General features: G+C 74.3%; 18 protein-coding genes and 1 pseudogene. 9 read left to right on the plus strand and 10 right to left on the minus strand.

Annotated features, from left to right (window positions below; translation table 11 throughout):
• Positions 1 to 20: 20 nt before the first annotated feature.
• Positions 21 to 1,745, minus strand: coding sequence for a serine/threonine-protein kinase (locus ACFWAR_RS29580; protein WP_385783498.1), 1,725 nt, complete (start codon positions 1,743 to 1,745; stop codon positions 21 to 23).
• A gap of 151 nt (positions 1,746 to 1,896) precedes the next feature.
• Between ACFWAR_RS29580 and ACFWAR_RS29585 the strand changes: the two genes are divergently transcribed.
• Positions 1,897 to 2,763 carry an MOSC domain-containing protein gene (locus tag ACFWAR_RS29585; protein ID WP_385783501.1) on the plus strand — a complete coding sequence of 289 codons (867 nt, stop codon included), beginning with the start codon at positions 1,897 to 1,899 and terminating at the stop codon, positions 2,761 to 2,763.
• Between the two features lie 45 nt (positions 2,764 to 2,808).
• Here the strand turns inward: ACFWAR_RS29585 and ACFWAR_RS29590 are convergent, their stop codons facing one another.
• Together ACFWAR_RS29590 and ACFWAR_RS29595 are read right to left on the minus strand one after the other, a co-directional pair.
• On the minus strand, positions 2,809 to 3,837 hold the full coding sequence (locus ACFWAR_RS29590; RefSeq protein ID WP_385783504.1) for a hypothetical protein: 1,029 nt from the start codon (positions 3,835 to 3,837) through the stop codon (positions 2,809 to 2,811).
• Between the two features lie 71 nt (positions 3,838 to 3,908).
• Positions 3,909 to 4,694 carry a helix-turn-helix transcriptional regulator gene (locus ACFWAR_RS29595; RefSeq protein WP_385783507.1) on the minus strand — a complete coding sequence of 262 codons (786 nt, stop codon included), beginning with the start codon at positions 4,692 to 4,694 and terminating at the stop codon, positions 3,909 to 3,911.
• A 123-nt stretch (positions 4,695 to 4,817) separates the two neighbouring features.
• On the opposite strand from ACFWAR_RS29595, the gene ACFWAR_RS29600 reads away from it, so the two are divergent.
• Positions 4,818 to 5,603 carry an SDR family oxidoreductase gene (locus tag ACFWAR_RS29600; RefSeq protein WP_385783510.1) on the plus strand — a complete coding sequence of 262 codons (786 nt, stop codon included), beginning with the start codon at positions 4,818 to 4,820 and terminating at the stop codon, positions 5,601 to 5,603.
• A gap of 81 nt (positions 5,604 to 5,684) precedes the next feature.
• Here ACFWAR_RS29600 and ACFWAR_RS29605 read toward each other — a convergent pair whose 3' ends face one another.
• Together ACFWAR_RS29605 and ACFWAR_RS29610 are read right to left on the minus strand one after the other, a co-directional pair.
• A complete protein-coding gene (locus ACFWAR_RS29605; protein WP_385783513.1) occupies positions 5,685 to 6,875 on the minus strand; it encodes an aromatic amino acid transaminase in 1,191 nt (396 codons plus the stop codon).
• On the minus strand, positions 6,868 to 7,842 hold the full coding sequence (locus tag ACFWAR_RS29610; RefSeq protein ID WP_385783516.1) for an EamA family transporter: 975 nt from the start codon (positions 7,840 to 7,842) through the stop codon (positions 6,868 to 6,870). Before ACFWAR_RS29610 ends, ACFWAR_RS29605 begins: the two co-directional genes overlap by 8 nt.
• Before the next feature lie 208 nt (positions 7,843 to 8,050).
• Between ACFWAR_RS29610 and ACFWAR_RS29615 the strand changes: the two genes are divergently transcribed.
• From ACFWAR_RS29615 to ACFWAR_RS29640, 6 genes are all read left to right on the plus strand, one after another.
• Entirely contained in the window at positions 8,051 to 8,578 is a 528-nt protein-coding gene (locus ACFWAR_RS29615; protein WP_385783519.1) for an Lrp/AsnC family transcriptional regulator, read from the plus strand.
• Between the two features lie 149 nt (positions 8,579 to 8,727).
• The gene (locus tag ACFWAR_RS29620; protein WP_385783522.1) at positions 8,728 to 10,737 is read left to right on the plus strand and encodes an AAA family ATPase; all 2,010 of its coding nucleotides are present in this window, start codon (positions 8,728 to 8,730) and stop codon (positions 10,735 to 10,737) included.
• Between the two features lie 108 nt (positions 10,738 to 10,845).
• Positions 10,846 to 12,372 (plus strand): MFS transporter, encoded by a 1,527-nt coding sequence (locus ACFWAR_RS29625; RefSeq protein WP_385783524.1) that lies wholly within the window; start codon positions 10,846 to 10,848, stop codon positions 12,370 to 12,372.
• A gap of 79 nt (positions 12,373 to 12,451) precedes the next feature.
• Entirely contained in the window at positions 12,452 to 13,813 is a 1,362-nt protein-coding gene (locus tag ACFWAR_RS29630; protein WP_385783527.1) for a carotenoid oxygenase family protein, read from the plus strand.
• Positions 13,814 to 13,937: 124 nt separating this feature from the next.
• Positions 13,938 to 14,495, plus strand: coding sequence for a TetR/AcrR family transcriptional regulator (locus ACFWAR_RS29635; protein ID WP_385783531.1), 558 nt, complete (start codon positions 13,938 to 13,940; stop codon positions 14,493 to 14,495).
• A 158-nt stretch (positions 14,496 to 14,653) separates the two neighbouring features.
• Positions 14,654 to 15,550 carry an MBL fold metallo-hydrolase gene (locus tag ACFWAR_RS29640; RefSeq protein WP_385783533.1) on the plus strand — a complete coding sequence of 299 codons (897 nt, stop codon included), beginning with the start codon at positions 14,654 to 14,656 and terminating at the stop codon, positions 15,548 to 15,550.
• Positions 15,551 to 15,619: 69 nt separating this feature from the next.
• On the opposite strand, the gene ACFWAR_RS29645 is transcribed toward ACFWAR_RS29640, so the two are convergent.
• Complete coding sequence (locus tag ACFWAR_RS29645; RefSeq protein ID WP_385783537.1) at positions 15,620 to 16,351, minus strand: hypothetical protein; 732 nt, start codon at positions 16,349 to 16,351, stop codon at positions 15,620 to 15,622.
• Between the two features lie 354 nt (positions 16,352 to 16,705).
• On the opposite strand from ACFWAR_RS29645, the gene ACFWAR_RS29650 reads away from it, so the two are divergent.
• Positions 16,706 to 18,070: an AMP-binding protein gene (locus ACFWAR_RS29650; protein WP_385783540.1), complete on the plus strand. Its 1,365-nt coding sequence runs from the start codon at positions 16,706 to 16,708 to the stop codon at positions 18,068 to 18,070.
• Positions 18,071 to 18,091: 21 nt separating this feature from the next.
• Here ACFWAR_RS29650 and ACFWAR_RS29655 read toward each other — a convergent pair whose 3' ends face one another.
• The 4 genes and pseudogenes from ACFWAR_RS29655 to ACFWAR_RS29670 form a co-directional block, all read right to left on the minus strand.
• Positions 18,092 to 18,454 carry a UBP-type zinc finger domain-containing protein gene (locus ACFWAR_RS29655; protein ID WP_385783543.1) on the minus strand — a complete coding sequence of 121 codons (363 nt, stop codon included), beginning with the start codon at positions 18,452 to 18,454 and terminating at the stop codon, positions 18,092 to 18,094.
• Positions 18,451 to 19,914 carry an ATP-binding protein gene (locus ACFWAR_RS29660; protein WP_385783546.1) on the minus strand — a complete coding sequence of 488 codons (1,464 nt, stop codon included), beginning with the start codon at positions 19,912 to 19,914 and terminating at the stop codon, positions 18,451 to 18,453. Before ACFWAR_RS29660 ends, ACFWAR_RS29655 begins: the two co-directional genes overlap by 4 nt.
• A complete protein-coding gene (locus ACFWAR_RS29665) occupies positions 19,911 to 21,587 on the minus strand; it encodes an FAD-dependent oxidoreductase (protein ID WP_385783549.1) in 1,677 nt (558 codons plus the stop codon). Before ACFWAR_RS29665 ends, ACFWAR_RS29660 begins: the two co-directional genes overlap by 4 nt.
• A gap of 138 nt (positions 21,588 to 21,725) precedes the next feature.
• Positions 21,726 to 22,403: pseudogene (locus tag ACFWAR_RS29670) on the minus strand (transcriptional regulator); the annotation flags it as partial.

Genomic DNA, 22,403 nt, shown 5'->3' on the forward strand with positions numbered 1-22,403 from the left:
GGCGACGGGGCCGGGCCGACTCAGGACCGGCGGTACTGGTCCACGACGATCGTGACGGAGCCGCCGGGGGCCGCCTCCACCAGCCGTACGATCGCGATCTCCGTGCGGTCCGGGCTGCGCACGCAGAACGGCCGCGCCCTGGTGAGCGCGCCGAACGGCAGGGCGGACACCGGCCGGGTGTCGATGCCGCGCACGCAGTCGGCGGCCGTCAGCTCCACGGCGCCGGGATCGGCCATGAAGGCGTCGGACTCCTCCGAGGGCAGGAAGGCCTGGCTGTCGCGGGCGAGGTACCAGGTGGCCGTTTCGGTGGCCACGACCTTCCCCGTCTTCAGGTCGAACTCGTAGCCGGCGTCGGGCGCCGTGAGCCGTGCCTTGGCGTAGCCCGGCAGGTAGCCGGGGGCCGCGGGCGTGGGCGTGGGCTTGGCCGACGGGGGCCGCGGGCTCTCGACCGCGCCCGCGCCCGGGTCACCGCCCCCGTCCGCGCCCACTTCCTCGGCCGCTCCGGCCCCCGTGGGGTCTTCCAGGTAGTAGACGACTCCGGCGCAGGTGAGCAGGGTGGCGGCCACCGCGAGCGCGACGACGGGGAGGCGCCTGCCCCGGCCCGCCGACCGGCGTCCGGAACCGGCCGCCGGATCGGGGGCGGGGGCGGGTTCCGGGAACGGGGCCGGTGGCTGCACCCGGGTGCGGACCTCGGTGCGGGCGGCGGCGGGCACCGCGGTGGGAACCGGCGTGGGAACCGGCGCCGGGCCGGGGGGCCGGGCCTCGGGCCCCGGGGGCGCGGGCACGGAGGCCGCCCGGGTCTCCTGGAGGTGGACCGGAGCCGGCCATCCGCCCCCCTCCCGGCCCCCGACCTCGTCGCCGATCGGTCGGGGCAGCCAGCCGTCGGTGAACTCCGGGCGCGGGCCCACCACCGGGTGCCCGTGCACGTACTCGATCAGTTCGGTGGTGGAGGGCCGGTCCTCGGGGCGCTTGGCCAGGCACCAGGAGACCAGCGCGTGCAGGTCGGCGGGGACGTGGCCGAGGTCGGGGTGCTCGTGGACCACGCGGTACAGGGCGCTGGACTCCGGTCCGTTGCCGAAGGGCGGTGCGCCGCCGGCCACGTACCCGATCAGCGCTCCGAGCGCGAAGACGTCGGCGGCCGGTGTCACCTGGAGCCCGAGCGCCTGCTCGGGCGCCATGAAGGCCGCGGTGCCGATCCGCAGCCCGGTACCGGTCAGGGCGGCGGCGTCGGCGGCGCGCGCGATGCCGAAGTCGATCACCCGGGGGCCGTCCCCCGCGATGAGCACGTTGGCGGGCTTGAGGTCGCGGTGGACGACGCCCGCCGCGTGGATCGCCTGGAGCGCCTCGGCTATGCCCGCGACGAGCAGCAGGACCGTGCGCACCGGCAGGGGGCCGTGGCGCCGTACGACCTCGTGCAGCGAGGGGCCGGGTACGTAGGCCGTGGCGAGCCAGGGCGTGCGGTCATCGGCCCCGGAGTCGACCACCTGGGCCGTGAACAGGCCGTGGATCCGGCGGGCGCTGGCCACCTCCTGGGCGAACCGCTCACGGAACTCGGGGTCCGCCGCGAACTCCCTGCGGACGGCCTTGAGCGCGACGGGGCGGCCCCCGGGCGTGTAGGCCAGGTAGACCACCCCCATGCCACCGGAGCCGAGGCGCGCGTGGAGGCGGTAGCCCCCGATCTCGTAGGGGTCGTCGGCGGACAGCGCCGCGGGTGCGGGCTGTGCGCCGGGGAGCTGCTCGTACATGCGGTGGCTCTCTCAACGGTGCGGCAATGACCTGCGCGCATCGTGCCCCTAACTGAAGTTTCAGTCAACATACGACATACGCGACCTCCCGGTACAGGGGCGCCGCGGGCATGCCGCGGGCACCCGCGGGGCGCCGTCCGATAATCCTCCGATGGGAACAGTGGCGGCGTTGTACCGGTACCCGGTGAAGTCCATGCTCGGCGAGGAGCTGACGCGCGCGGAGGTCACGACGCGGGGCCTGACCGGGGACCGCCGGTTCGCCGTGCTCGACGGGTCGGGCGCCGTCGGCAGCGCGAAGCACCCCCGCAAATGGGGCGAACTGCTGCGCTGCCGCAGTCGGCTCGTCGGGACCGGAGCGGCGGGAGCGGCGGGAGCGGCCCGGGTGGAGCTGCCGGACGGCACGGTCCTGTCGGCCGGGGCGGCGGAACTGGACGCGCGGCTCTCCGACCTGCTGAGCCGCCCGGTGCGCGTGTCCGACGTGCCGCCGGAACACGGCGCCCTGGAGCGGGCGGTCCCGGAGTACCCGGGCGGCGTCCCGGACGTCCTGCGCGCCGGCGCCGTCGTGGACGGGACCGGCTCGACCATCACCTCGGGGCGGGTCTCCCCCGGCACCTTCCTCGACTTCGGCGCCGTCCACCTCCTCACCACGGCGAGCCTGCGTCGGCTGCGGATGCTCCACCCCGGGGGCGACTTCGACCCCCGCCGGTTCCGGCCGAACCTGCTCGTGGACGTCCCCGACGTCGACGGCTTCCCCGAGGACTCCTGGGCGGGTGCGACGCTGCGCATCGGGCGGGCCCTCCTGCGGGTCACCGTGCCCACGCCCCGCTGCGCGGTCCCGACCCTCGGGCACGACGAACTGCCGGCCGACCCGGGCGTCATGCGCGCCGTGGCCCGCGAGCACCGCGTGCCGGTGCTCACCCTCGGCGCGCTCGCCTGCCTGGGCGTGTACGCGGACGTACTGGAACCCGGCACGGTCGAGACCGGCGACGCGGTGACGGTCCGGTCGGCCCGGCAGTAACTTCATGAGCACCCCGGTCAGCCTGTGGGGCCGCTAGTGCATCAGCTAGTGCATCAGCTCGATGTGGGGGTGCTCCGGCGCCGTCGGGCAGACGTAGAGCTGCTGGTCGTAGCCGCTGCCTATCTGGACCGCGGGGTGGCTGAAGCCGACCGCGGGTTCGTCCGCCGGTTCCCGGTGCGGGATCCAGGTGCTGCCGGCCTCGCCCTCGAAGGTGGCGATGGTCAGCAGGGCGTCCATGTCGGCGTCGCAGGCGGGGCAGGACCGGGGGGTGGGGTCGGTGGCGCCCCAGCGGGGCCAGCCGCCGACCTTCCAGCCCGGTGCGCCGGCCAACTCGTCGTCGTAGAAACCCTGCGGGTACGACGCGTGGGCGCTGTCCACGCCCGTGTCGGCCGCCTGCCACACGCTCCAGTCCCGGAGCCGTTCCTGGATCTCCTCGCTCAGCTCCAGGTGGTCGGGGTACTCGACGACCTGCTCCGGACGGATCAGGCACGGCTCGGGAAGGTAGTCGACGAACTGCATCGCGGGCGGTTCCGGAGGCGTGGTGAGGATGTCGGTGACCGTGGCCGCCGATCGCCAGAACAGCGCCGTCCCGGGCATGATCGGGTGGTCGAAGGGGCACCACAGGACCTGGAGCAGGTCCGCTCCTTCGGGCGGGCGCAGATCGGGCACGTCGCGCGCGTACAGCTGGGCGACCGGCAGCATCGCTATGGAGCCTTCGTAGGGGGCCACCGCCACGCGCACCGGATACGTCCGGGGCGGGCGGATCCGCAGCCACGCCTCCTGTTCCTCCTCGGTCAGGCTCCTGGTGCGCTGCGCGGCGCGCAGCCGTCGTTCCAGTCGTACGTCCGCCGGTGACAGCGCCGGGTTGATCCCGTCCACCACGTGCGGTCCGTCGCAGTGCGGCCACGGCTCATCGGCGGGCCACAGCAGCGGCCCGCCGATGGAGCTGTCGTGCGCGGACGGCGATCCCGGGTGGGGATGCAACCGGGTCGCCGTGCGCGCCAGGGGGGCCAGTTGAGGGAAGACGGCGGTGACGTCGAACGGCCGTGCAGGTGTGACCGGGGAGCTGTTCATGTGCGCGATCTTCCCAGGCGGCTCTGACAACGGGCGTACCCCGGCCCCCTGCCCCGGCCCCTGAGGTCCGCTCAGCCCTCGGCGTACACGACCAGCGTGTGGTCGGGGCGTTCGGCCAGGTGGAAGGCGGTGTACGCGTAGTCGACCACTCCGCGTGCCGGGTGGCGCAGCCGCTTCACCCCGCCATGGCGGGCCTGGAGGTCGTACTGCGGCCACCAGGTCCGGGCGTGCGGGCTCGCCGCGGTCAGTTCGTCGACGAGCGCCACGTACCGCGGGTCCCCGGGGTGGCTCGCGGCCAGGGTCCGCAGCCGCGCGAGCAGCCCCCGCGCCTCCGGTTCCCAGTCGACCAGGACCTCCTTGGACGCGGGATCCAGGAACACCCAACGGGCCAGGTTCGGCGCCGGGGTGGCGAGGTGGGGGAAGAGCTCCGCGGCGGCCGGGTTGTGACTGAGCACGTCGTAGGTGCCGTTGATGACGTAGGCGGGGGTCGGCTGGAGCAGGTGCGGCACGGCGGCCGCCGCGGCGGGGAGCGGCGCGGGCTCCGTCCCCGACGGCTCCTGCCCCTCGGGCGCGTGCCCGGCGAGCCGGAAGAGGTGGCCGCGCTCGTGGCGGTCGAGCCGCAGGACCGAGGCGAGGGAGTCCAGCACCTGGTCGGAGGCGCGGACGTCCCGGCCCTGTTCGAGGTACGTGTACCAGGTGGCGCTCATCCCGGCGAGGAGCGCGAGTTCCTCCCGGCGCAGTCCCGGGGTGCGGCGTCGGCCCGTCCCCGGGAGGCCGACGTCCCCGGGGGTGATCCGTTCGCGCCGACTGCGGAGGAAGACGCCCAGCTCACGGCGTCGCTCGGACTCCTGCTGCATGGTGGATGGCACTCCTGGTTCCAGAATAAACGGGCTCTGGATACCAGGCTAAGCGGCCCACAGACTGATGACCGGTCCGGGCGTTCGTCCCGGCACCTCAGGCACAGGGACGAGGAATCCACCATGTCGGTCAGCACGTCGCCCCACACGTCCACCAGCGCACCGGGTACCGCCCCGGGAATCGAGGGCAAGGTCGTGGCGATCACGGGCGCCAGCAGCGGAATCGGCGAAGCGACCGCCCTGCTGCTGGCGGCGCGGGGCGCCCGGCTCGTCCTGGGCGCCCGCCGGACCGAGCGGCTCGAGCGGCTGGTGGCCCGGATCGGGGAGGCGGGCGGCTCGGCGGTGCACGCCCGTACCGACGTGACCCGGCCGCAGGACCTCCACGCCCTGGTCGCGCTGGCCCGCGAGCGGTTCGGGCGCCTCGACGTACTGGTCTCCAACGCCGGGGTGGGAGCCATCTCGCCCCTCGACGACCTGCGCGTCGAGGAGTGGGACCGCATGGTCGACGTCAACCTCAAGGGGGTGCTCCACGGGATCGGCGCCGCGCTGCCGGTCTTCCGGGCGCAGGGCGCCGGTCACTTCGTCACCACGTCCTCCACGGCCGCGGACCGCGTCCTGCCGGCGATGTCCGTGTACGCCGGGACGAAGCTGGCGGTGCGCGCCGTCTGCGAGGGGCTGCGCCAGGAGGCCGGGGACCACCTGCGGGTGACCACCGTCTTCCCCGGGATGATCGGCACGGACTTCGCCGAAGCCTCGCCGAACGCGCAGGTCCGGGCGCGGATCGTGGAGGCCCGGGACCGGATCGCCATCCCGCCGGAGGCGATCGCCCGGGCCATCGCCTTCGCCGTCGAACAGCCCGCCGAGGTGGACGTGAACGAGATCGTGGTGCGGCCCACCGCCCAGGCGTGACGACCGGGCGTGACGACCGGGCGCGACGGCGCGGGACGACGACCGGGCACGACGACCGGGCGCGACGGCGGCGCCGGCCGCTCAGGGCCCCGTGACCGCCGCGATGCCGCGCGCGAGGCAGGGGATGCGGTGTTCCGGGATGCCCGCGATGTTCAGGCGCCCCGCGGCCGTGCCGTAGATGGCGAACTCGGTGCGCAGGCGCAGCATCTGCTCGCCGGTCAGCGACAGCATCGAGAACATTCCCTTCTGCCGGGCGAGCGTGCGGGCCTCGTCGGCCCGGCCCAGGGCGCCGAGGCCTACGGCCAGCGCGGCCCGGTGGCCGGTGATCCTGGTGCGCATCAGCTCCAGTTCCGCGCGCCAGGAGGCCCGTAGCCCGTCGTCCTCCAGGATCGTCGTGACGACGGCCGCGCCGTGTTCGGGGGGCATCGAGTACTGGGTCCGGGCGGCGTTCTGCAGGGCCGTCTCGGCGTGCCGTGCGGCGGCGGCCGAGGCGCCGATGACGATGGCGGCGCCCACGCGGTCGCTGTAGAGGCCGAAGTTCTTCGAGCAACTGACCGCGATCAGTACCTCGGGCACGCGCGCGGCCAGGGTCCTGGTGGGCAGCAGGTCGGCTTCCAGGCCGTCGCCGAGCCCGTGGTAGGCGAGGTCGACGAAGGGGATCCAGCCCCTGTCGGCGGCCGAGTCGGCGAGCGCGCGCCAGTCCTCGGGCAGCGGGTCCACCCCGGTGGGGTTGTGGCAGCAGCCTTGCAGCAGGACGACGTCCTCGCGCCCGGCGCCGGCTAGTTCGCGCAGCACGCCCTCCGTGTCGAAGCGGCCCTCGGCGTCGCGCCAGCCGAAGCCGCGCACCGTCAGCCCGGCGGCCTCCAGGATGGGCCGGTGGTTGACGTACGCCGGTTCGCTGATCCACACGGTCGCGCCGGGGCGGGTGCGGTGGATCAGGTCGGCCAGCAGGCGCAGGGCGCCCGATCCGGCGACGGTCTGGACGGCCGCGGCCCGTGCGGCCGGGCCGCCGGGCGCGGAGCCGAGCACCAGGGAGAGCACGGCCCGGTTGAAGGCGGTGTTGCCGGAGAGGCCCCGGTACTCCTTGGACGGCGAGCGTTCGGCGAGGCGGATCTCGGCCTCGCGGACGGCCGCCATCACGGGGGTGCGGCCGCTGTCGTCGCGGTAGACGCCGAGGACGAGGTCGAGCCGTTCGGCCCGTTCGTCCGCGCCGAAGGCGTCGGTCAGCGCCCACAGCGGGTCTGCGGGCGGCGGCGGGAGCAGCTCAAGCATCGGTGGGGATCTCCGGTCGGGGGCGGGTGCGGGGACGGCGGTTGGCGAGGAGGACACCGGTGGTGATCAGCGGTACGCCGACCAGGACGGCGGCGGTCGGCGACTCCCCCAGCACCGGTACGGCGAGCAGGACGACGGCGACGGGGCTGAGGCTGCCCACGACGGAGCTGCGCTCGGCGCCCAGCCCGCGAATGGCGAAGGCGTACAGCAGTCCGGCGCAGAGGCCGACCCCGAGTCCCTGCACGACGAAGAAGAGGGCGATGTCGGATCCGGTGGCGTGCGCGAGGCCGGTGGGCAGGGCTCCGGTCAGGACGAGGACCGCGATGATCGCGAAGGAGGGCAGGCAGAGCAGGCCGATGGACCCGACGGGGTCGAGGTCGACCTCCTTGAGCCCGACCGTGTACAGCGCCCAGAGGCCGCTGGCGACCAGGAGCGTGCCCGCTCCCTCCAGGACGTCGGCGTCCACGGGGACGACGTAGCGCCAGACCAGGGCCGCGACGCCGACCGCGATGAGTACGAGACCGACCGCCTGGGCGCCGCGGGGCGCGCGGTGCCCGCGCGCGACCATGAGCGCGGTGACGAAGAGCGGGACCATGCCGGGCACGATCGAGCCGACGAAGGCGGCGGAGGTGAGGGAGCCGCCGTGCATCGCGGCGAGGAAGAAGGGCACTCCGGCCCCGCAGACGATCTTGACGGCCGGTCCGGGCCGCACCGCGGCGATGCGTCGGCGGCGCCGCCACAGGGCGGGGGCCAGCAGCAGGAGCGGTGCGCCGAAGCGCAGCAGGGCGGCATCGGCCGGCAGCAGCGAGGAGGCGCTCAGGGCGCGGGCGCTGAGCGCGAAGGCCGCCCAGATCGCCACGGTCACCACCAGCGCCGCCATGGCGACGGTCTGCGGGGAGAACCGGCGCGCGAGCGCTCGGCCGGGTCCCCGGGGAGGGGCCGCGGTCGGGGTGTCGATGGCGACCAAGGGGGTTTCTCCAGCTTCTGGGGCCCGGCGGGCGGGCAGGTCGACGCGGCTGCGGAGCGGGGGGTGCGTACGGGCGACACGGGCGGCGCGCCCGCCCGATGTGGCCGGATCCCGTACCCCGGCAACGCTAGGGCTTCGGCCGGGGCAGTCGATTGCCAGTTCTGCCTCCTGGACATACGTTTGGGGCAGAATCTGCCAAGGAGTGGCCATGGACGCAGTCGATCTGCAGATCGTCCGGGAATTGCAGGCCGACGGCCGACTGTCCAACCAGGACCTCGCCGACCGCGTCCGGCTGTCGCCGTCGCCGTGTCTGCGGCGCGTGCGGCGGCTGGAGGAGGCGGGCCTGATCCGCGGCTACACCGCGATGGTGGACCAGGTCGCCTTCGGCCTGCCCATCACCGTCTTCGTCCGGATACGCCTGGAGCGCCACACGGCGGAGGCGGTCCGGCTCTTCGAGCAGCACGTCGCGCTGATCGAGCACATCCAGGACTGCTACCTGATGGCGGGCAGCAGCGACTACCTGCTCCGGGTGGTCATCGAGGACCTGGAGGCCTACGAGTCGCTGGTGCGCGACCGGATCCACGCCATCCCCGGCATCGCCTCGATCGAGTCGAGCTTCGCCTACGGCAGCGTCAAGCAGTCGCGGACCTACCCCCGCCCGGCCCCGGGCGCCTCCGCACGCCGCCGCCCCCTGGCCCCCGAGCTGACCAAGTGGCCTGATCAGAGCCTCGGTTAGGATCGCCGACGGAGCAGCGGCTCGGGAGGCGGACCACCTCTCGGGCACCGGATCCGACAGCTCCCCTCTCGCGCGCGGCACGGCCCGGCGGGCGGAGCCGTCCCCGGACGCGGCTGCCCCGTGAGGCAACGAGGGGGAGGAGAGCCACCATGGTGTCCGTGGGAGAGCGGCTGAGCCGGGCGCGCGTACGGGCCTTCATCGGCCGGGACGAGGAACTCGGCCGTTTCGAGGCCGCGTTGGGCGGTGACCCGCACGCGCCGTTCGCCTTCTACGTGCACGGCCCGGGCGGCATCGGCAAGTCGACGCTGCTGCGCCGCCTGACGGACCGCGCCCGCGCGGCCGGCCGACCGCTCGTCGAGCTCGACGGCCGCTTCGTCGAGCGGGACCCGGCCGATTTCGAGCGGGCCGCCGCGGCCTTCCTGGACGTGCCGGGGACGGTCCTGTTCGTGGACTCCTTCGAGCACTGCCAGTGGATGGAGAGTTGGCTGTGGCACCACTTCCTGCCGCGGGCCGCGGACGGCGCGCTGGTCGTCCTGGCCGGGCGGCGGGCGCCGCAGCCCCAGTGGGCGACCGATCCGGCGTGGTCCGGGCTCCTGCACGTGAGCGAGCTGGGGCCGTTCTCCGAGGACCAGGCCCGCGGTCTGCTGGCGGCCGCCCGGATCCGGCCCGAACTGCGCGATCCGGTGCTCCGCTTCGCCGGAGGCAACCCGCTGGCCCTGTCCCTCGCGGCCGCCGCGGGGTCGAGCGGCTGCGGCCGGGAGGACATCTGGGCCCCCTCGGCGGACGTACTGCGCACCCTGCTGGCGGGCCTGATCGGTGAAGTGCCCACGGCGGCCCACCGCCGGGCCCTGGAGGTGGCGGCGCAGACCCACTCGACCTCCGAGGAGCTGCTCACCTCGGTACTGCCGGAGGAGGACGCCCACCTGCTCTTCTCCTGGCTGCGGGAGCTGCCCTTCATGGAATCCACGCGGCGCGGGCTCCACCCGCACGACGCGGCGCGCGAGACGCTGGCCGCGGACCTGCGCTGGCGGGCGCCCAACGCCTTCGAGACGATGCGCCGCCGCCTGGCGGACGAATACCTGCGGATCCTGCGGGAAGCGCCCGAGGAGCGGGTGTGGACCGTCACCGACGAACTCTTCTTCCTGTTCCGGGAGGGGAAGACCCTGGCCCGGCTGCGCACCTGGTCCCGCGAGGACGAGGTGCACGACCGCCCCCTGCACCCGGACGACCTCGACACCGTCCTGCGCATGGCCGAGGAGACCGAGGGAGCCGCCTCCGCGGAGATCGTCCGCTACTGGGCCCGGCGCCAACCGCAGGCCTTCAGCGTCTACCGCCTCGTCGACACGGGTCGGATCGTGGCCTTCACGGCCCGGCTCGCGCTGGCGGCCCCGCCCGACCCGCAGGACCTGGCCGCCGATCCCGTCGTCGCCGCCGCGTGGCGCCACACCGAGGACACCGCGCCGGTCGGCCCCGGCGAACACATCGGTGTCAGCCGCTTCACCGTCTACCCCGAGCGCTACCAAATCCCCTCGCGGGTCATCGACTTGAGCAGTTCGCGGGCCCAGGCGGAAGCGGCCCGCGCCCGGGGCCGCGCCTACGGCTTCGCCGTCTTCCGGGACGCCGAGGCCTGGGGCGCCCGGGTCAAGGGCACCCTCAAGGACACCGGGGCGCGCCCGCGGGTGGGCGCGTACACCTACGGCGTGTTCGGGGTCGATTGGCGCGGCATACCCGTGGAGGCGTGGATCCAGAGCTTCATGGCGGACGCCGACGCCTCCCCCGCGCCGCCCGGGCCCTCGCCCATCTCGCGCGTCGCCTTCGACCAGGCCGTGCGCGAGGCGTTGGCGCACTGGCGGGACCCGGCCACCTTCGCGGCGTGCGCCCTGCTGCGCACCCGGCTGGCGGCCGATCTCACCGACGCCGTCGGGGAGTTGCGCGCCCTGCTGCGCGAGGCGGTCGACGGGCTCGCCGACGACCCGCGCGCCGTGCGCGCCCGGGAGGCCCTGACGGCGGGGTACTTCTCCGGCGCCCCCACCCAGGAAGCCGCCGCCCGGCGACTCGGCCTGCCGTACGGCACCTACCGGCGCCACCTGCGCCAGGGCCTGGACCTGCTCTGCGAGGCCCTGTGGGAGCAGGAGTTGTACGGCTCGCGGGAACGGTGACGCGCGGGCCCGCGACGGCGGCGGGTGGACAGCCGCGGACAGGAGTGGACAGTCACCGCCGCCGTCGGGCCTGGAGAGTGGACAGCGCTCCGCAGCAGGCTGTGCGACATGAACCTCCCCCACCGCACACCGACCGGGCGGACGCCGCCCGCCGCCCGGGCGACGGCCGCGCTCGCGGTGCTCGCCGCGGCCCAGTTCACCATCATGCTCGCCACCTCGATCGTGAACGTCGCGCTGCCGCAGATCCGCGCCGGGGTCGGCCTGTCGGCGGCGGGCACGACCTGGGTGGTCAACGCCTACGGCCTGACCTTCGGGGCCCTGCTCCTGGCCGGCGGGCGCGCGGCCGACCTGCTCGGCCACCGCCGGGTGCTGATCACCGGCCTCGCGCTCTTCGCGGTCGCCTCGCCGGTGGCGGGGCTGGCCGCCTCCCCCGGCGTGCTGATCGCGGCGCGCACCGTCCAGGGCATCGGCGCCGCCGCCATCGCACCGGCCTCCCTCGCGCTGGCCATGGGTCTCTTCCCGACCGGGCCCGGGCGGGGCAGGGTGCTCGGGGTGTGGGGCGCGGTCTCCGGTGCGGGAGCGGCGGGCGGCGTCCTGCTGGGCGGCGGACTCACCCAGGCGTGGGGCTGGCCGTGGCTCTTCCACTGCGTCGCGCTCGGGTCGGCCCTGGTGCTGGCCGCCGTGGTGGCGCTCGTACCGCGCGGGGCCGGCCGCGCGGACGGCCGGTTCGACCTGGTGGGCACCGTCACCGTCACCCTCGCCCTGACCGGCCTGGTCTGGGGCCTGACCACGGCGCGGGGCGCCGGCTGGACGGACGCCCGGGTGCTGGGCGCCTTCCTCGCCGCCGGTGTGCTGCTCGCCGTCTTCGCCGTGATCCAGTCGCGTCGGCCGGACGCGCTGATGCCGCCGCGGTTGCTCGCCACCGGGCGGGTGGCCGCGGGGAACCTGCTGATGGCCCTGCTCGGGTCGGTGTGGATCGCCCTCTTCTTCTTCCTGCCGCTCTACCAGCAGCAGGTCCTGGGATCCAGCCCGTTGGTGACCGGGGTCGGCCAACTGCCGCTCGCGATCGCCCACATGATCGGGTCGGCCCTCGCGCCGCGCCTCTCGCGCCGCATCGGCGCCACCGCGACCGCGACCGCGGCCCTGTTCACCGAGGCCGCGGGGATGCTGTGGCTGTCACGGATGAGCGCCGACGGCGGCTACCTCGTCGACGTGCTGGGCCCGAGCATCCTGATCGGCCTCGGCCTGAGCGTCGCCTTCGTCCAGCTCACCGCCTTCGCCGTGGAGGGGCTCCCTCCGCGGGACGCCGGCCTGGCGGGCGGCCTGGTGAACACCACGCGCCAGGTCGGCGGGGCGATCGGCCTGGCCGCGCTCGCCACCTTCGCGGGCTCCGTCACCGCCCGGGCGTCCCCGTACGAACCGGCCCTGGAGGCCCTCACCGCCGGGTACCGGGCCGCCTTCGCGGTATCGGCCGCCGTCCTGGCCGCGACGGGCGTCCTCGCCGTGCTCCTCACCCGCCGCTCGGGCCCGCGGACCACCGGTACGCCGACGTACGGGGCCACGGGCCCGCGGCGCCCGCACCTCGTCTCGGGCCCACAGACCCCCGAGGTCCCCACGACCCCGCGCGTCGGCTGACCGGGCCGACCGCGCCACCCATCACCCGTCACCCGTCCGACCCCCCGCACACTCCACGTCCATCGAAGGGAAATCCACCATGACCGCCGACAAGCCCTACCTGACCGGCCACTTCACGCCCGTCGTCAACGAGGTCACCGCCACCGACCTCACCGTCGAGGGCGCCCTGCCCCCCGAGCTGACCGGCCGCCTGCTGCGCAACGGCCACAACCCCAAGCCCGGCGTCACCCCCACCCACTGGTTCAAGGGCAGCGGCATGGTCCACGGCCTGCGGCTGCGCGACGGCCGCGCCGAGTGGTACCGCAACCGCTGGGTGCGCACCCCCGCGCTGGACGGCGCCCCGTACATGACGGAGCGGGGCCCGGACCTCACGGCCAGCGCCGCCGGGACGCACATCATCGAGCACGGCGGACGGCTGCTGGCCCTGTGCGAGGCGAACTTCCCCTTCGAGCTCACCCGGGAGCTGGACACGGTCGGCGCGTGGGACTTCGACGGCAAGCTGCGCACGGCGATGACCGCGCACCCCAAGGAGGACCCCGTCACGGGCGAGCTCCACTTCTTCGGGTCCTCGCCGTTCCCGCCGTTCCTCGTCCACCACGTGGCCGACGCCAAGGGCGAGCTCGTCCACAGCGCCGAGGTCCCGGGGGCCAGCGCCTCGCTCAAGCACGACTTCGCGCTCACCCGCCACCACGTGGTCTTCATCGAGGGCAACGTCACCTTCGACCCCACCGAGCACTCCGGCATCCCCTACGGCTGGAGCGAGGAGCACCCCGCCCGCATCGGCGTCATGCCGCGCGGCGCCGACGGCCCCCGGAACATCCGCTGGTTCTCCATCGAGCCGGGCAACATGCTGCACGTCGCGAACGCCTTCGAGGACGGCCGGGGCCGCGTCGTCCTGGAGGGCCCCACCGTGGACCACGAGGGTTTCGCCCTCTCCTGGAACTGGTGGGCGGGCAACCCCGGTCGCGGCTCCGAGCCCGTCTCCCGCTCCTACACGCGCCGTTGGGTGATCGACATGGCGGCGGGCTCCGTCGACGAGCAGATCGTCGACGACCTGCCGGTGGAGTTCCCGACCCTCAACGAGGCGTACCTGGGTGCCGAGAACCGCTACCACTACGCGGTCTCCTTCCCCGACGAGAAGGGCTTCGGCGGCTACGGCGTGGTCAAGTACGACCGCACCACCGGCGCCCGTCGCATCCACCAGGTCGGTGACGCCCGGATGCCCGGCGAGGCCCTCTTCGTGCCCGCCGCCGGCGCCACCCGCGAGGACGACGGGTACCTGCTGACGGTCGTCAGCGACCTCAAGCAGGACGCCTCGCAGCTGCTCGTCCTCGACGCGTCGGGCCTCGACCGGATCGCCACGGTCCACCTTCCCCACCGCGTGAGCGCCGGGCTGCACGGCTCCTGGGTCCCCGACGCCCCGTCCGGATCCGAGCGCTGACCCTCCCGCCGTCGGACGTGCGCGCCCCCCGCCGCGCGCACCGCCGCCCCCACCGCCTCCCCCGCGGTGGGGGCGGCGCCGGTTCCGCGACCGGGGCTCCCACCGCAGGCCCTAAGGTGACGGCATGAGTACGCGACCGACCACGCGCCCCGGGGGCCGCAGCGCCCGAGTACAGCGGTCCGTGCACGATGCCGTGCGCGACCTCGTGGCGGAGCGCGGCCGGGAGGGGCTGACGGTGCCCATGATCGCCGCGCGCGCCGGTGTGACGCCGTCCACCGTGTACCGCAGGTGGGGCGACCTCCAGGAACTGCTGGCGGACGTCGCGGTCGCGCACCTGCGCCCCGACGGTCCGCCCGACGACCGGGGCTCCCTCAGGGAGGATCTCGACGCCTGGGCCGAGCTGTTCCTCGACGAGATGGCGTCGCCCCCGGGGCGCGCCTACGTCCGGGACGCGCTGAGCGGTGACCCCGAAGGGCGCAACGCCGGTCTGTGTTCGACGTACGCGGCCGAACAACTCGCCGTCGTCCTGGAACGGGCCGTGGAGCGCGGCGAGGAGGCGCCCGGCCTGGAGGACACGATGGACGCGGTGGTCGCCCCGATCATGTACCGGATCCTGTTCCGGCCCGGCGCGCTGACGGCGGACTACGCCCGCGCCCTGGTGGACGCGCTGCTGAAGCGCTGACCCGACCGACTCGCCCCGTCTGGCCCGGCCCGGCCCACCTCGTCTCGTCTCGCCTCGCCTCAGTCACTAAAGCTAAGGGATTGCTTTTCGGTTCGGAGTCTGGTCTTGTTGTTAACGCAATGACATGGACTTAACGGTCCGAGAGTGGCACCCCGCGCATGCTCCGCAGGAGAACTCCCGTGTCCCACTGGCAGATCGGCGACATCGCCGTCCACCGCATCGACGAGATCGCCCTTCCGGCGGCCACCGGCCCCTGGCTGCTGCCCGGTGCCACACCCGCCGTGGTGGCGGGGGTCGACTGGTTGAAGCCGTCCTTCGCCGACCCCGACGACCACATCAAGCTGGCCGTCCACACCTTCGCGCTGGAGATCGACGGCCTGCGCGTCCTCGTCGACACGGGCATAGGCAACGGCAAGACCCGCGCCAACCCGGCGTGGAACGACCTCGACACGGCCTACCCGGAGCGGCTGACCGAGGCGGGCTTCGCGCCGGAGAGCATCGACTACGTGATCCTCACCCATCTGCACGCGGACCACGTGGGGTGGAACACCCGTCGGGCTCCCGACGGTTCCTGGCGGCCCACCTTCCCCCGGGCCCGGTACGTCGTCGCGGCGGCCGAGGACGCGTACTGGTCCGCGGTGGAGGTGGAGGAGAGCCGCCGACAGATGCTGGAGGACTCCGTCGAGCCGGTGCGCGCGCACGGCCAGTTGGACCTCGTCGACGTGGCGGAGGGCGGCACGCGGTTCCTGCCCGGCCTCACGCTCGTGCCCACGCCCGGTCACACGCCGGGGCAGATCGCGGTCGCCCTCACCAGCGGCGGGCACCGCGCGCTCATCACCGGCGACTGCATCCACCACCCGGTGCAGCTGGCCGAGCCCACCCTCTGCAGCTGCGTCGACATCGATCCGGCGGCAGCCGTGCGCACCAGGACCCGGCTGCTGGACGAACTCGCCGACACCGACACCCTGTTGCTCGGCAGCCATTTCCCGCCTCCGACCGCGGGCGTGGTCCGGCGCGACGGCGACGGCTTCCGCCTCCTGCCCGCGGCGCACTGACCCGCCCGGCGCGCGGGAGCGCCGAGGAGCAGGCCGAGGAGCAGGCCGCGGGCGGGGGTCGGCCGGGGATCAGGCGGGGGCGTTCCAGGCCGTCGTCAGGCCGTCCAACCAGGCCGGGGGCAGCTCCCCGGCGTCCCACTCCTCGCGCAGCGGTGCGGGCGCCACGAGCAGCCGCTCCAGCACGGCGATGCCGGTGACCGAGTGGACGAGCGAGTACCGGCCGTGCACCGCGACGCTGCCACCCGGTCCGTACCGCGCGAACATCCTGTCCAGTCGGGCCCGGTGGGCGGTGACGAACTCCGTGAGCCGTCCGGCGTACCCGGCCCGCTGGCGCGGGGTCATCGTGGTGAGGACGGCGGCGAGCACCTCCTCCGTCACCTCCGGGTCCAGCTCCGAGACCTCGGTGAAGGACAGGTACAGGGGGGTGAGCGCCACCCGCGCCCGCTCCACCTCCATGCGCCTGACCCGCTGCCGCGCCGCGCCGAGATCGGGCTCGCCCTCCGCTCCCACGACCTGCAGCAGGGTCCGTTCCGTGACGGCGCCGAGCTCCTCCAGCAGGTCCCCGGCGCCGTCGAGCCAACCGGACTCGTACGCCTCGCCCTTGTCACCGGGCGCGGTCCGGCCGCCGCCGCTCAGCTCCTCGTGGGCGAGGGCCAGCGCGCCCGCCTCCAGAAGCCCCATGAGCGTCCGCGCGTCATCGGAAGGGACGCCCGCACGGGCGAGGAGCTGGAGCAGCGTCGCCCTGGCATTGTCGACACTGACCTCGTCCGGCCACTGCCGTCCCTCGTCGGCCGTGCTCATCGGGTCCTCCTGATCGCTCGGGTGGTGCGCGGTGCGGTCCGTCCCATCAGATCAGATCGCCGGGGCGAGCGCGGGAAGGGTCCCCCCGCGCGGTCCCCGGCGGCGCACCACGGCTCCATGATCGCCGACCCCGCCGACCTCCCGGCCGCGGCTCGGCCACCGATCCGCGCCCAGAAGGGGAGGACCGCGTCGCCGCGGGGCCGCGCCTTGGTCCTTCCGCCGAGGGCGGCCGGCCTCCCTGGTGGGGAAAGCACATTGCGCACCACGGTGTTGGCGTCTTGGATTGATCGGACCAGGTGGCGGGGCCGCTCCCCGATCCCGTGCGGAGCCCTCGCCCCGCAGGGAGGGAAGCGGATGTCACCCACGCTCGACGGCTGTGCGCCCTGGCCCGAGGAGTACGTCGACCGCTACTGGGCGGCCGGGCACTGGCGGGGCAATTCGCTGGACAACCTGCTGCGCGGTTGGGCCCTCCAGTACGGCCCCCGGACCGCGCTCGTGCACGGCGACACCCGCATCACCTATGCGGCCCTGAACCGCCGCGTGGGCCGCACGGCGGCCGGCTTCCGGCTGCGCGGTCTGCGGCCCGGGCAGCGGGTCGTCGTCCAGATGCCCAATGTGCCCGAGTTCGTGATCACCGTGTTCGCGCTGATGCGCGCCGGCGCCGTCCCCGTCCTCTGCCCGCTCCCGCTCGGCGCGCCCGAGGTGTCCCGCATCGTGCGGCACACCCAGGCCGTGGGGTACGTCGGCCCGTCGACGTACCGGGGCGTGGACCGCATCGCGATGGCCGCGGCGATCGCGGCCGAAGGGCCCTTCCTGCGCCGGGTGTTCCCCTTCGAGGAACCGGGCACCGCGTCCCCGTACGGCGGATTCACGACCGACACCTCGGGCTGCCACTACTTCCCGCTGGCCTCCCTGGACTCCCCGCCGGACCAGCCGCTCGCGCGGGGCGCCGACCAGGTGGCGCTCCTCCTGCGCGCCGCCCGCGACGGCGGCGCCCGCGACGCGCCCCTGCTCGTACCCCGCACCCACGACGACTACGCCTACCAGGCGCGGGCCGCCGCGGAAGCGGTGTCGCTCACCGAGGACGACGTCTACCTCGCCGCCCTGCCCGCCGACCGCAACCTCACCTTCGGCTGCCCCGGCATCATCGGCACCCTGACCGTCGGCGGCGCCGTCGTCCTGCTCGACGACCCCGATCCGGCCGCGTGCCTCGCGGCGATCGAGCGGGAGGGGGTCACCGTCGCCTCCGTGACGCCCGCCGGGGCCCGGGCCTGGCTCGACGCGCTCCCCGCGACCGGCGCGGGACCGGGCACGCTGCGCCTGGTGCAGTGCGACGGCGGGCCGCTGCCCCGGGACGTCGCCGAACGGATCGGCGCCGAGCTGGGCTGCCGCCTCCAGCGGGTCTTCGACCTGCCCGAGGGACTGGTCACCCTGACCCGGCCCGGCGATCCGCAGGAGACCGTGCTCACCACGCGGGGCCGCGCGCTGTCGCCGGACGACGAGATCCGCATCGTCGACGCCGAAGGCGCGGACGTGCCCGACGGGGAGCCCGGGGAGATCCTCGTCCGCGGCCCGTACGCCCCGCGGGGGTACTACCGCGCCCCCGACCACGACGCGCGCGCCTTCACCACCGACGGGTTCCTGCGCACCGGCGAGCGCGCGCGGCGCACCCCCGACGGACATCTCGTACCGGTCGGCCCTCCCGGCGACCCGCGGTAGGCCGCTCGCCCGTACGGCCGCTCAGCGGTGCAGTCGGCGCGCCCAGTCCTGCGGGACCCGGTCGGCCGGGCCCGGCGCGGACTGGTCCACGGGGTGGCCGAGGGGCGGTGCGAGCGCGGGACCGGACTCGTACAGCTCACCGGTGCCGTAGTCCCAGAACCACTCCTCGTCCGGTTCGAAGCTCTGCACCAGGGGATGGCCGCTGGACTTCCAGTGGGCGGTGGCGTGTTGGGCCGGCGAGGAGTCACAGCAGCCGACGTGCCCGCACTCGGCGCAGCGCCGCAGGTGGAACCACCACCCGCCGACCGCGTCGCAGTCCAGGCAGCCGGTGCCGGTGGGCACGGCGCTCGGGTCGATTCCGTCGACGGCCTCGTTGTCGGTCATGCGGGCTCCTCTGCGTCCTCGTCGGATTCCGGGGCCGCGGTCAGCGGCAGCAGCACCTGGAAGCGGGTGTCGCCCGGTACGGACTCGACCTGGAGGCTGCCGTGGTGCTTGCTCACCACGATCCGCCAGGAGATGTCCAGGCCGAGGCCGGTGCCCTCGCCCACGGGCTTGGTGGTGAAGAAGGGGTCGAAGATGCGGCTGCGGATGTCCGCGGGGATGCCGGGCCCGGTGTCGCGGAACTCCACCAGCAGCCGGTCCCCCTCCCGCGCCGTGCGGACCGTCAGCGTGCCGTCGCGGCCGGTGCTCCCGATGGCGAAGACGGCGTTGTCGATGAGGTTGGTCCACACCTGGTTGAGCTCCGCCGGGTAGGCGGGCACGTCCGGCACGGAGCGGTCGTACTCCTTGACCACCCGGACCCGGGGGCCGAACTTCCCGGAGAGCATCACCAGGGTGCTGTCGAGGAGTTCGTGGACGTCGACGACCCGGTACGGGGCCCGGTCGAGCTGCGAGTACTGCTTGGCGGCGTCCACGAGATGGGAGATGCGGGTCGTGGAGTCGTTGATCTCGTCCATCAACAACTCGGTCTCGACCGTGTAGTTCAGCCAGCCGATCGCCCCCGGCAGGATGTCCTCGGCGACGGTCTGCGCGACGTGGTCCAGCCAGTCCGTGTCCAGCCCGGCCTGCACGAAGGTCGGAGCGATCCGCCAGCCCTCCTGGATGCCGTGGTCGTCGAGCCAGTCGGTCAGCCGGTCCTCCTGGTCGGAGGCCTCCAGCGGACTCAACACCGGCGCCTTGGCGACGCGTTCGGCCGTGCGCTCCTGGATCTCGATCAGTTCGGCGAGCGCCTCGCGGGAGTAGGGGCCCTTGGCGATCACGGCCAGTTTGTGCCGCATCTTGCCCACCCGCTCGCGCAGGCTCTCGGTGGCCCGGACCGCCGCCGCGGCCGGATTGTTGAGCTCGTGGGTGAGCCCGGCGGACAACGAGCCCAGGGCCAGGAGCCGTTCGCGCTGCCCGATGGCCTGTTGGGTGCTCCTCGAACCGAAGAAGAGGCCCTCCAGCAGGTGCGCGGCCATCGGGAACCACTCCCGCATGACGTCCGCGAACGACTGCGCGGGCAGCACGAAGAAGCGCGTCCGCTCGGTCACCCGCATCGAGTTGTTGTAGGTCTGCGGCACCCGGTCGCCCAGGTAGGCCTGCATGGCCCCCGAGTACACCCCGCGCTGCGAGGTGCGGCCCACTTCCACGTCGTCCGCGCCGACCCGGCGGGCCAACACGACGGTGCCCTCGATCATCACGTAGAAGCAGGTCGCCGGATCGCCCTCGGTGTACACGGGGCCGGCCTCGAAGCGCTCGACCCGTCCTTCGGCGCACAGCCGCGCGAGCTGTTCCGGGGTGAGCTTCTCGAACAGGAACAGCGAGGAGATCTCGTCCGGAGCGCACGGCATGACCTGCCCGCTCATGACTGCTCCAGGTAGCGGTGGACGAGCATCACGGCCATGGCTCCCTCTCCTACGGCGGACGCGACGCGCTTGGCGGACTGGGCGCGCGCGTCGCCCGCCACGAAGACGCCGGGGATGTTGGTCTCCAGGTGGTAGGGCGGCCGGTCGAGCTCCCACTCCGCGGGCGGCCTCCCGTCCGGGGTGAGGTCCGGGCCCGCCAGGATGAAGCCGTGCTCGTCGCGCAGCACGGTGCCGTCCAACCAGTCGGTCAGCGGGGCCGCGCCGATGAAGACGAACATCCACTGGGTGTCCACCAGCTCGGTGGCGCCGCTCACCACGTCACGCACCGTCAGCTGTTGCAGGTGTCCCTCGCCGTGCGCCGCGTCGACGACGGTGCGGGAGCGCACCGCGATGTTCGGCGCCTCCTCGATCTGCTGGACGAGGTAGTGGCTCATCGAGGCCCGCAGCGACTCCCCGCGCACCAGCAGCGTCACCGACTTCGCGCCCCGGGCGAGGTACATCGCCGCCTGTCCGGCCGAGTTGGCGCCGCCCACGATGTACACGTCCTGCTCCTGGCACGAGGCCGCCTCGGTCAGCGAGGAGCCGTAGAAGACTCCGCAACCGGTCAGCTCCTCGCAGCCGGGCGCCCCGAGCTGGCGGTAGGACACCCCGGTCGCCAGGATCACGCTGTGCGCGGCGATCTGCGAACCGTCGGAGAAGCGGACCACGCGCGCCGCGCCGTTGACCTCCAGTGCGGTGACCTCGCGCGCGGTGAGGATCTCGGCGCCGAACCGACCGGCCTGGCGGCGCGCCCGGTCGGTCAGCTGGGCGCCCGAGACCCCGTCCGGGAAGCCGAGGTAGTTCTCGATGCGGGAGCTCTGCCCGGCCTGTCCCCCGGTCGCCGACCGTTCGATCAGTACCGTGCGCAGCCCCTCGGAGGCCCCGTACACGGCCGCGCCGAGTCCGGCCGGACCGCCGCCGATCACGACGAGGTCGTAGAAGTCCGCGGCGGGCGTCGTCGCGAGTCCGACGTGGGCGGCCAGGTCGGCCGTCTCCGGCTCGATCAGCACGGCGCCCTGCGGAGTGACCACCAGGGGCAGCCGCTGCCCGTCGGCCCCGGCGGCCGCCAGCAGTCGCCGGCCCTCGGGCTCGTCGGAGGAGTACCAGCGGTACGGCACCTGGTTGCGGGCCAGGAACTCCCGCACGTCCGAGGAGCGCGCCGACCAGCGGTGGCCGACCACCTTGGTGGCGGGCACCGGCCGGTAGTCACTGGCGCGCCAGGCCGCGAGCAGATCGTCCACGACCGGGTAGAGCTTCTCCTCCGGCGGGTCCCAGGGCTTGAGCAGGTAGTGGTCGAGGTCCACGACGTTGATCGCGTCGATCGCCGCGTTGGTGTCGGCGTAGGCCGTCAGCAGCACCCGCCGGGCGCCCGGGTACACGGTCAGGGCCTGTTCGAGGAACTCGATGCCGTTCATCTGGGGCATCCGGTAGTCGGCCAGGATCACCGCCACCAGATCGCCCCGCAGCTTCAGCTCGCGCAGGGCCTCCAGCGCCGACTCGCCGGACTCGGCGCGCACGATCCGGTACCCGGCGCCGTAGCGTCTGCGCAGGTCACGGGCGACGGCGCGGGAGACCCCCGGGTCGTCGTCCACGGTCAGGATGACGGTCCGCGCGGTGTCGGCGACCTCGACCATGTGCCTCCTGCCCGGGCGGACCCACCGGCACGGCCAGCCGCGCGCCGGTTCCCGACCATCGTAGGTGCGATCGTCCCGGTCCGCTCCGGGGCCGACCGGGGGACGGCCCGGGGCACGGCCCGCGCGGGAGGGTCGGCCTCAGGAGGCCCGGCCCGCGGCCGCCCATCCGTTGCCGCCGAGGGGGAACTCGTATCCGGGGCGGCCGGTGTGCCCGCTGGTGCGGAACGGCTTCCCGTTGTTGTCGATGGTCAGGGTGCCGTGGCGCGGGCCGCTGGACCAGGACAGCTCCAGGTACCAGCTCACGTCGTTCGCCGTGACGCCCGCCCTGACGTACAGCACCTCCGGCTCGGACTCGCTCACCTTGAAGGGGAAGTTCGGCTGGCCCTCCTCGGGCACGGCGGCCGGGCGCGTGGCGTCCAGGGACACGTTGAAGGTGCGGGTGGGCACACCGGCGCCGCAGCCGACGCCCGGATACCCCATGGCGTAGTCGTTCCAGGCGAGGGGCGCGCGCTTGCCGGCCATGCGGACGGTCAGGCCGTCGAGGACCACGGTCTCCTTGCCGGTCCCCTGGAGGGTCAGCGTGAGGTACTGCCCGCCCGACGAGACGGCCCCGGCCGCGGCGACCCAGGCCGGGGCGTCCGGCTCCAGGGGCGGCGGGGCCACGTCGGCCGACGGCTTGTCGATCAGGTAGTGCTGGTCGCAGGGGCTCTCCCAGCTGTAGGGCCGGGTCGTCACCTTGACCGGCGCCCCGGCCGCGGGGGCCGCGCCCCGGCCGGGCGGGGCCGCGGCGGCGCCGGCCTCGCCACCGGCCCCGGT

This window comes from Streptomyces sp. NPDC059917 (assembly GCF_042730635.1).
In the GTDB taxonomy this organism is placed as follows: domain Bacteria; phylum Actinomycetota; class Actinomycetes; order Streptomycetales; family Streptomycetaceae; genus Streptomyces.

Bases quoted from the DNA above. Each gene is read 5' to 3' on its own strand.
- ACFWAR_RS29580 (WP_385783498.1), bottom strand. From the start codon at position 1,745: ATGTACGAGCAGCTCCCCGGCGCACAGCCCGCACCCGCGGCGCTGTCC.
- ACFWAR_RS29585 (WP_385783501.1), top strand. From the start codon at position 1,897: ATGGGAACAGTGGCGGCGTTGTACCGGTACCCGGTGAAGTCCATGCTC.
- ACFWAR_RS29590 (WP_385783504.1), bottom strand. From the start codon at position 3,837: ATGAACAGCTCCCCGGTCACACCTGCACGGCCGTTCGACGTCACCGCC.
- ACFWAR_RS29595 (WP_385783507.1), bottom strand. From the start codon at position 4,694: ATGCAGCAGGAGTCCGAGCGACGCCGTGAGCTGGGCGTCTTCCTCCGC.
- ACFWAR_RS29600 (WP_385783510.1), top strand. From the start codon at position 4,818: ATGTCGGTCAGCACGTCGCCCCACACGTCCACCAGCGCACCGGGTACC.
- ACFWAR_RS29605 (WP_385783513.1), bottom strand. From the start codon at position 6,875: ATGCTTGAGCTGCTCCCGCCGCCGCCCGCAGACCCGCTGTGGGCGCTG.
- ACFWAR_RS29615 (WP_385783519.1), top strand. From the start codon at position 8,051: ATGGACGCAGTCGATCTGCAGATCGTCCGGGAATTGCAGGCCGACGGC.
- ACFWAR_RS29620 (WP_385783522.1), top strand. From the start codon at position 8,728: ATGGTGTCCGTGGGAGAGCGGCTGAGCCGGGCGCGCGTACGGGCCTTC.
- ACFWAR_RS29625 (WP_385783524.1), top strand. From the start codon at position 10,846: ATGAACCTCCCCCACCGCACACCGACCGGGCGGACGCCGCCCGCCGCC.
- ACFWAR_RS29630 (WP_385783527.1), top strand. From the start codon at position 12,452: ATGACCGCCGACAAGCCCTACCTGACCGGCCACTTCACGCCCGTCGTC.
- ACFWAR_RS29635 (WP_385783531.1), top strand. From the start codon at position 13,938: ATGAGTACGCGACCGACCACGCGCCCCGGGGGCCGCAGCGCCCGAGTA.
- ACFWAR_RS29640 (WP_385783533.1), top strand. From the start codon at position 14,654: ATGCTCCGCAGGAGAACTCCCGTGTCCCACTGGCAGATCGGCGACATC.
- ACFWAR_RS29645 (WP_385783537.1), bottom strand. From the start codon at position 16,351: ATGAGCACGGCCGACGAGGGACGGCAGTGGCCGGACGAGGTCAGTGTC.
- ACFWAR_RS29650 (WP_385783540.1), top strand. From the start codon at position 16,706: ATGTCACCCACGCTCGACGGCTGTGCGCCCTGGCCCGAGGAGTACGTC.
- ACFWAR_RS29655 (WP_385783543.1), bottom strand. From the start codon at position 18,454: ATGACCGACAACGAGGCCGTCGACGGAATCGACCCGAGCGCCGTGCCC.
- ACFWAR_RS29660 (WP_385783546.1), bottom strand. From the start codon at position 19,914: ATGAGCGGGCAGGTCATGCCGTGCGCTCCGGACGAGATCTCCTCGCTG.
- ACFWAR_RS29665 (WP_385783549.1), bottom strand. From the start codon at position 21,587: ATGGTCGAGGTCGCCGACACCGCGCGGACCGTCATCCTGACCGTGGAC.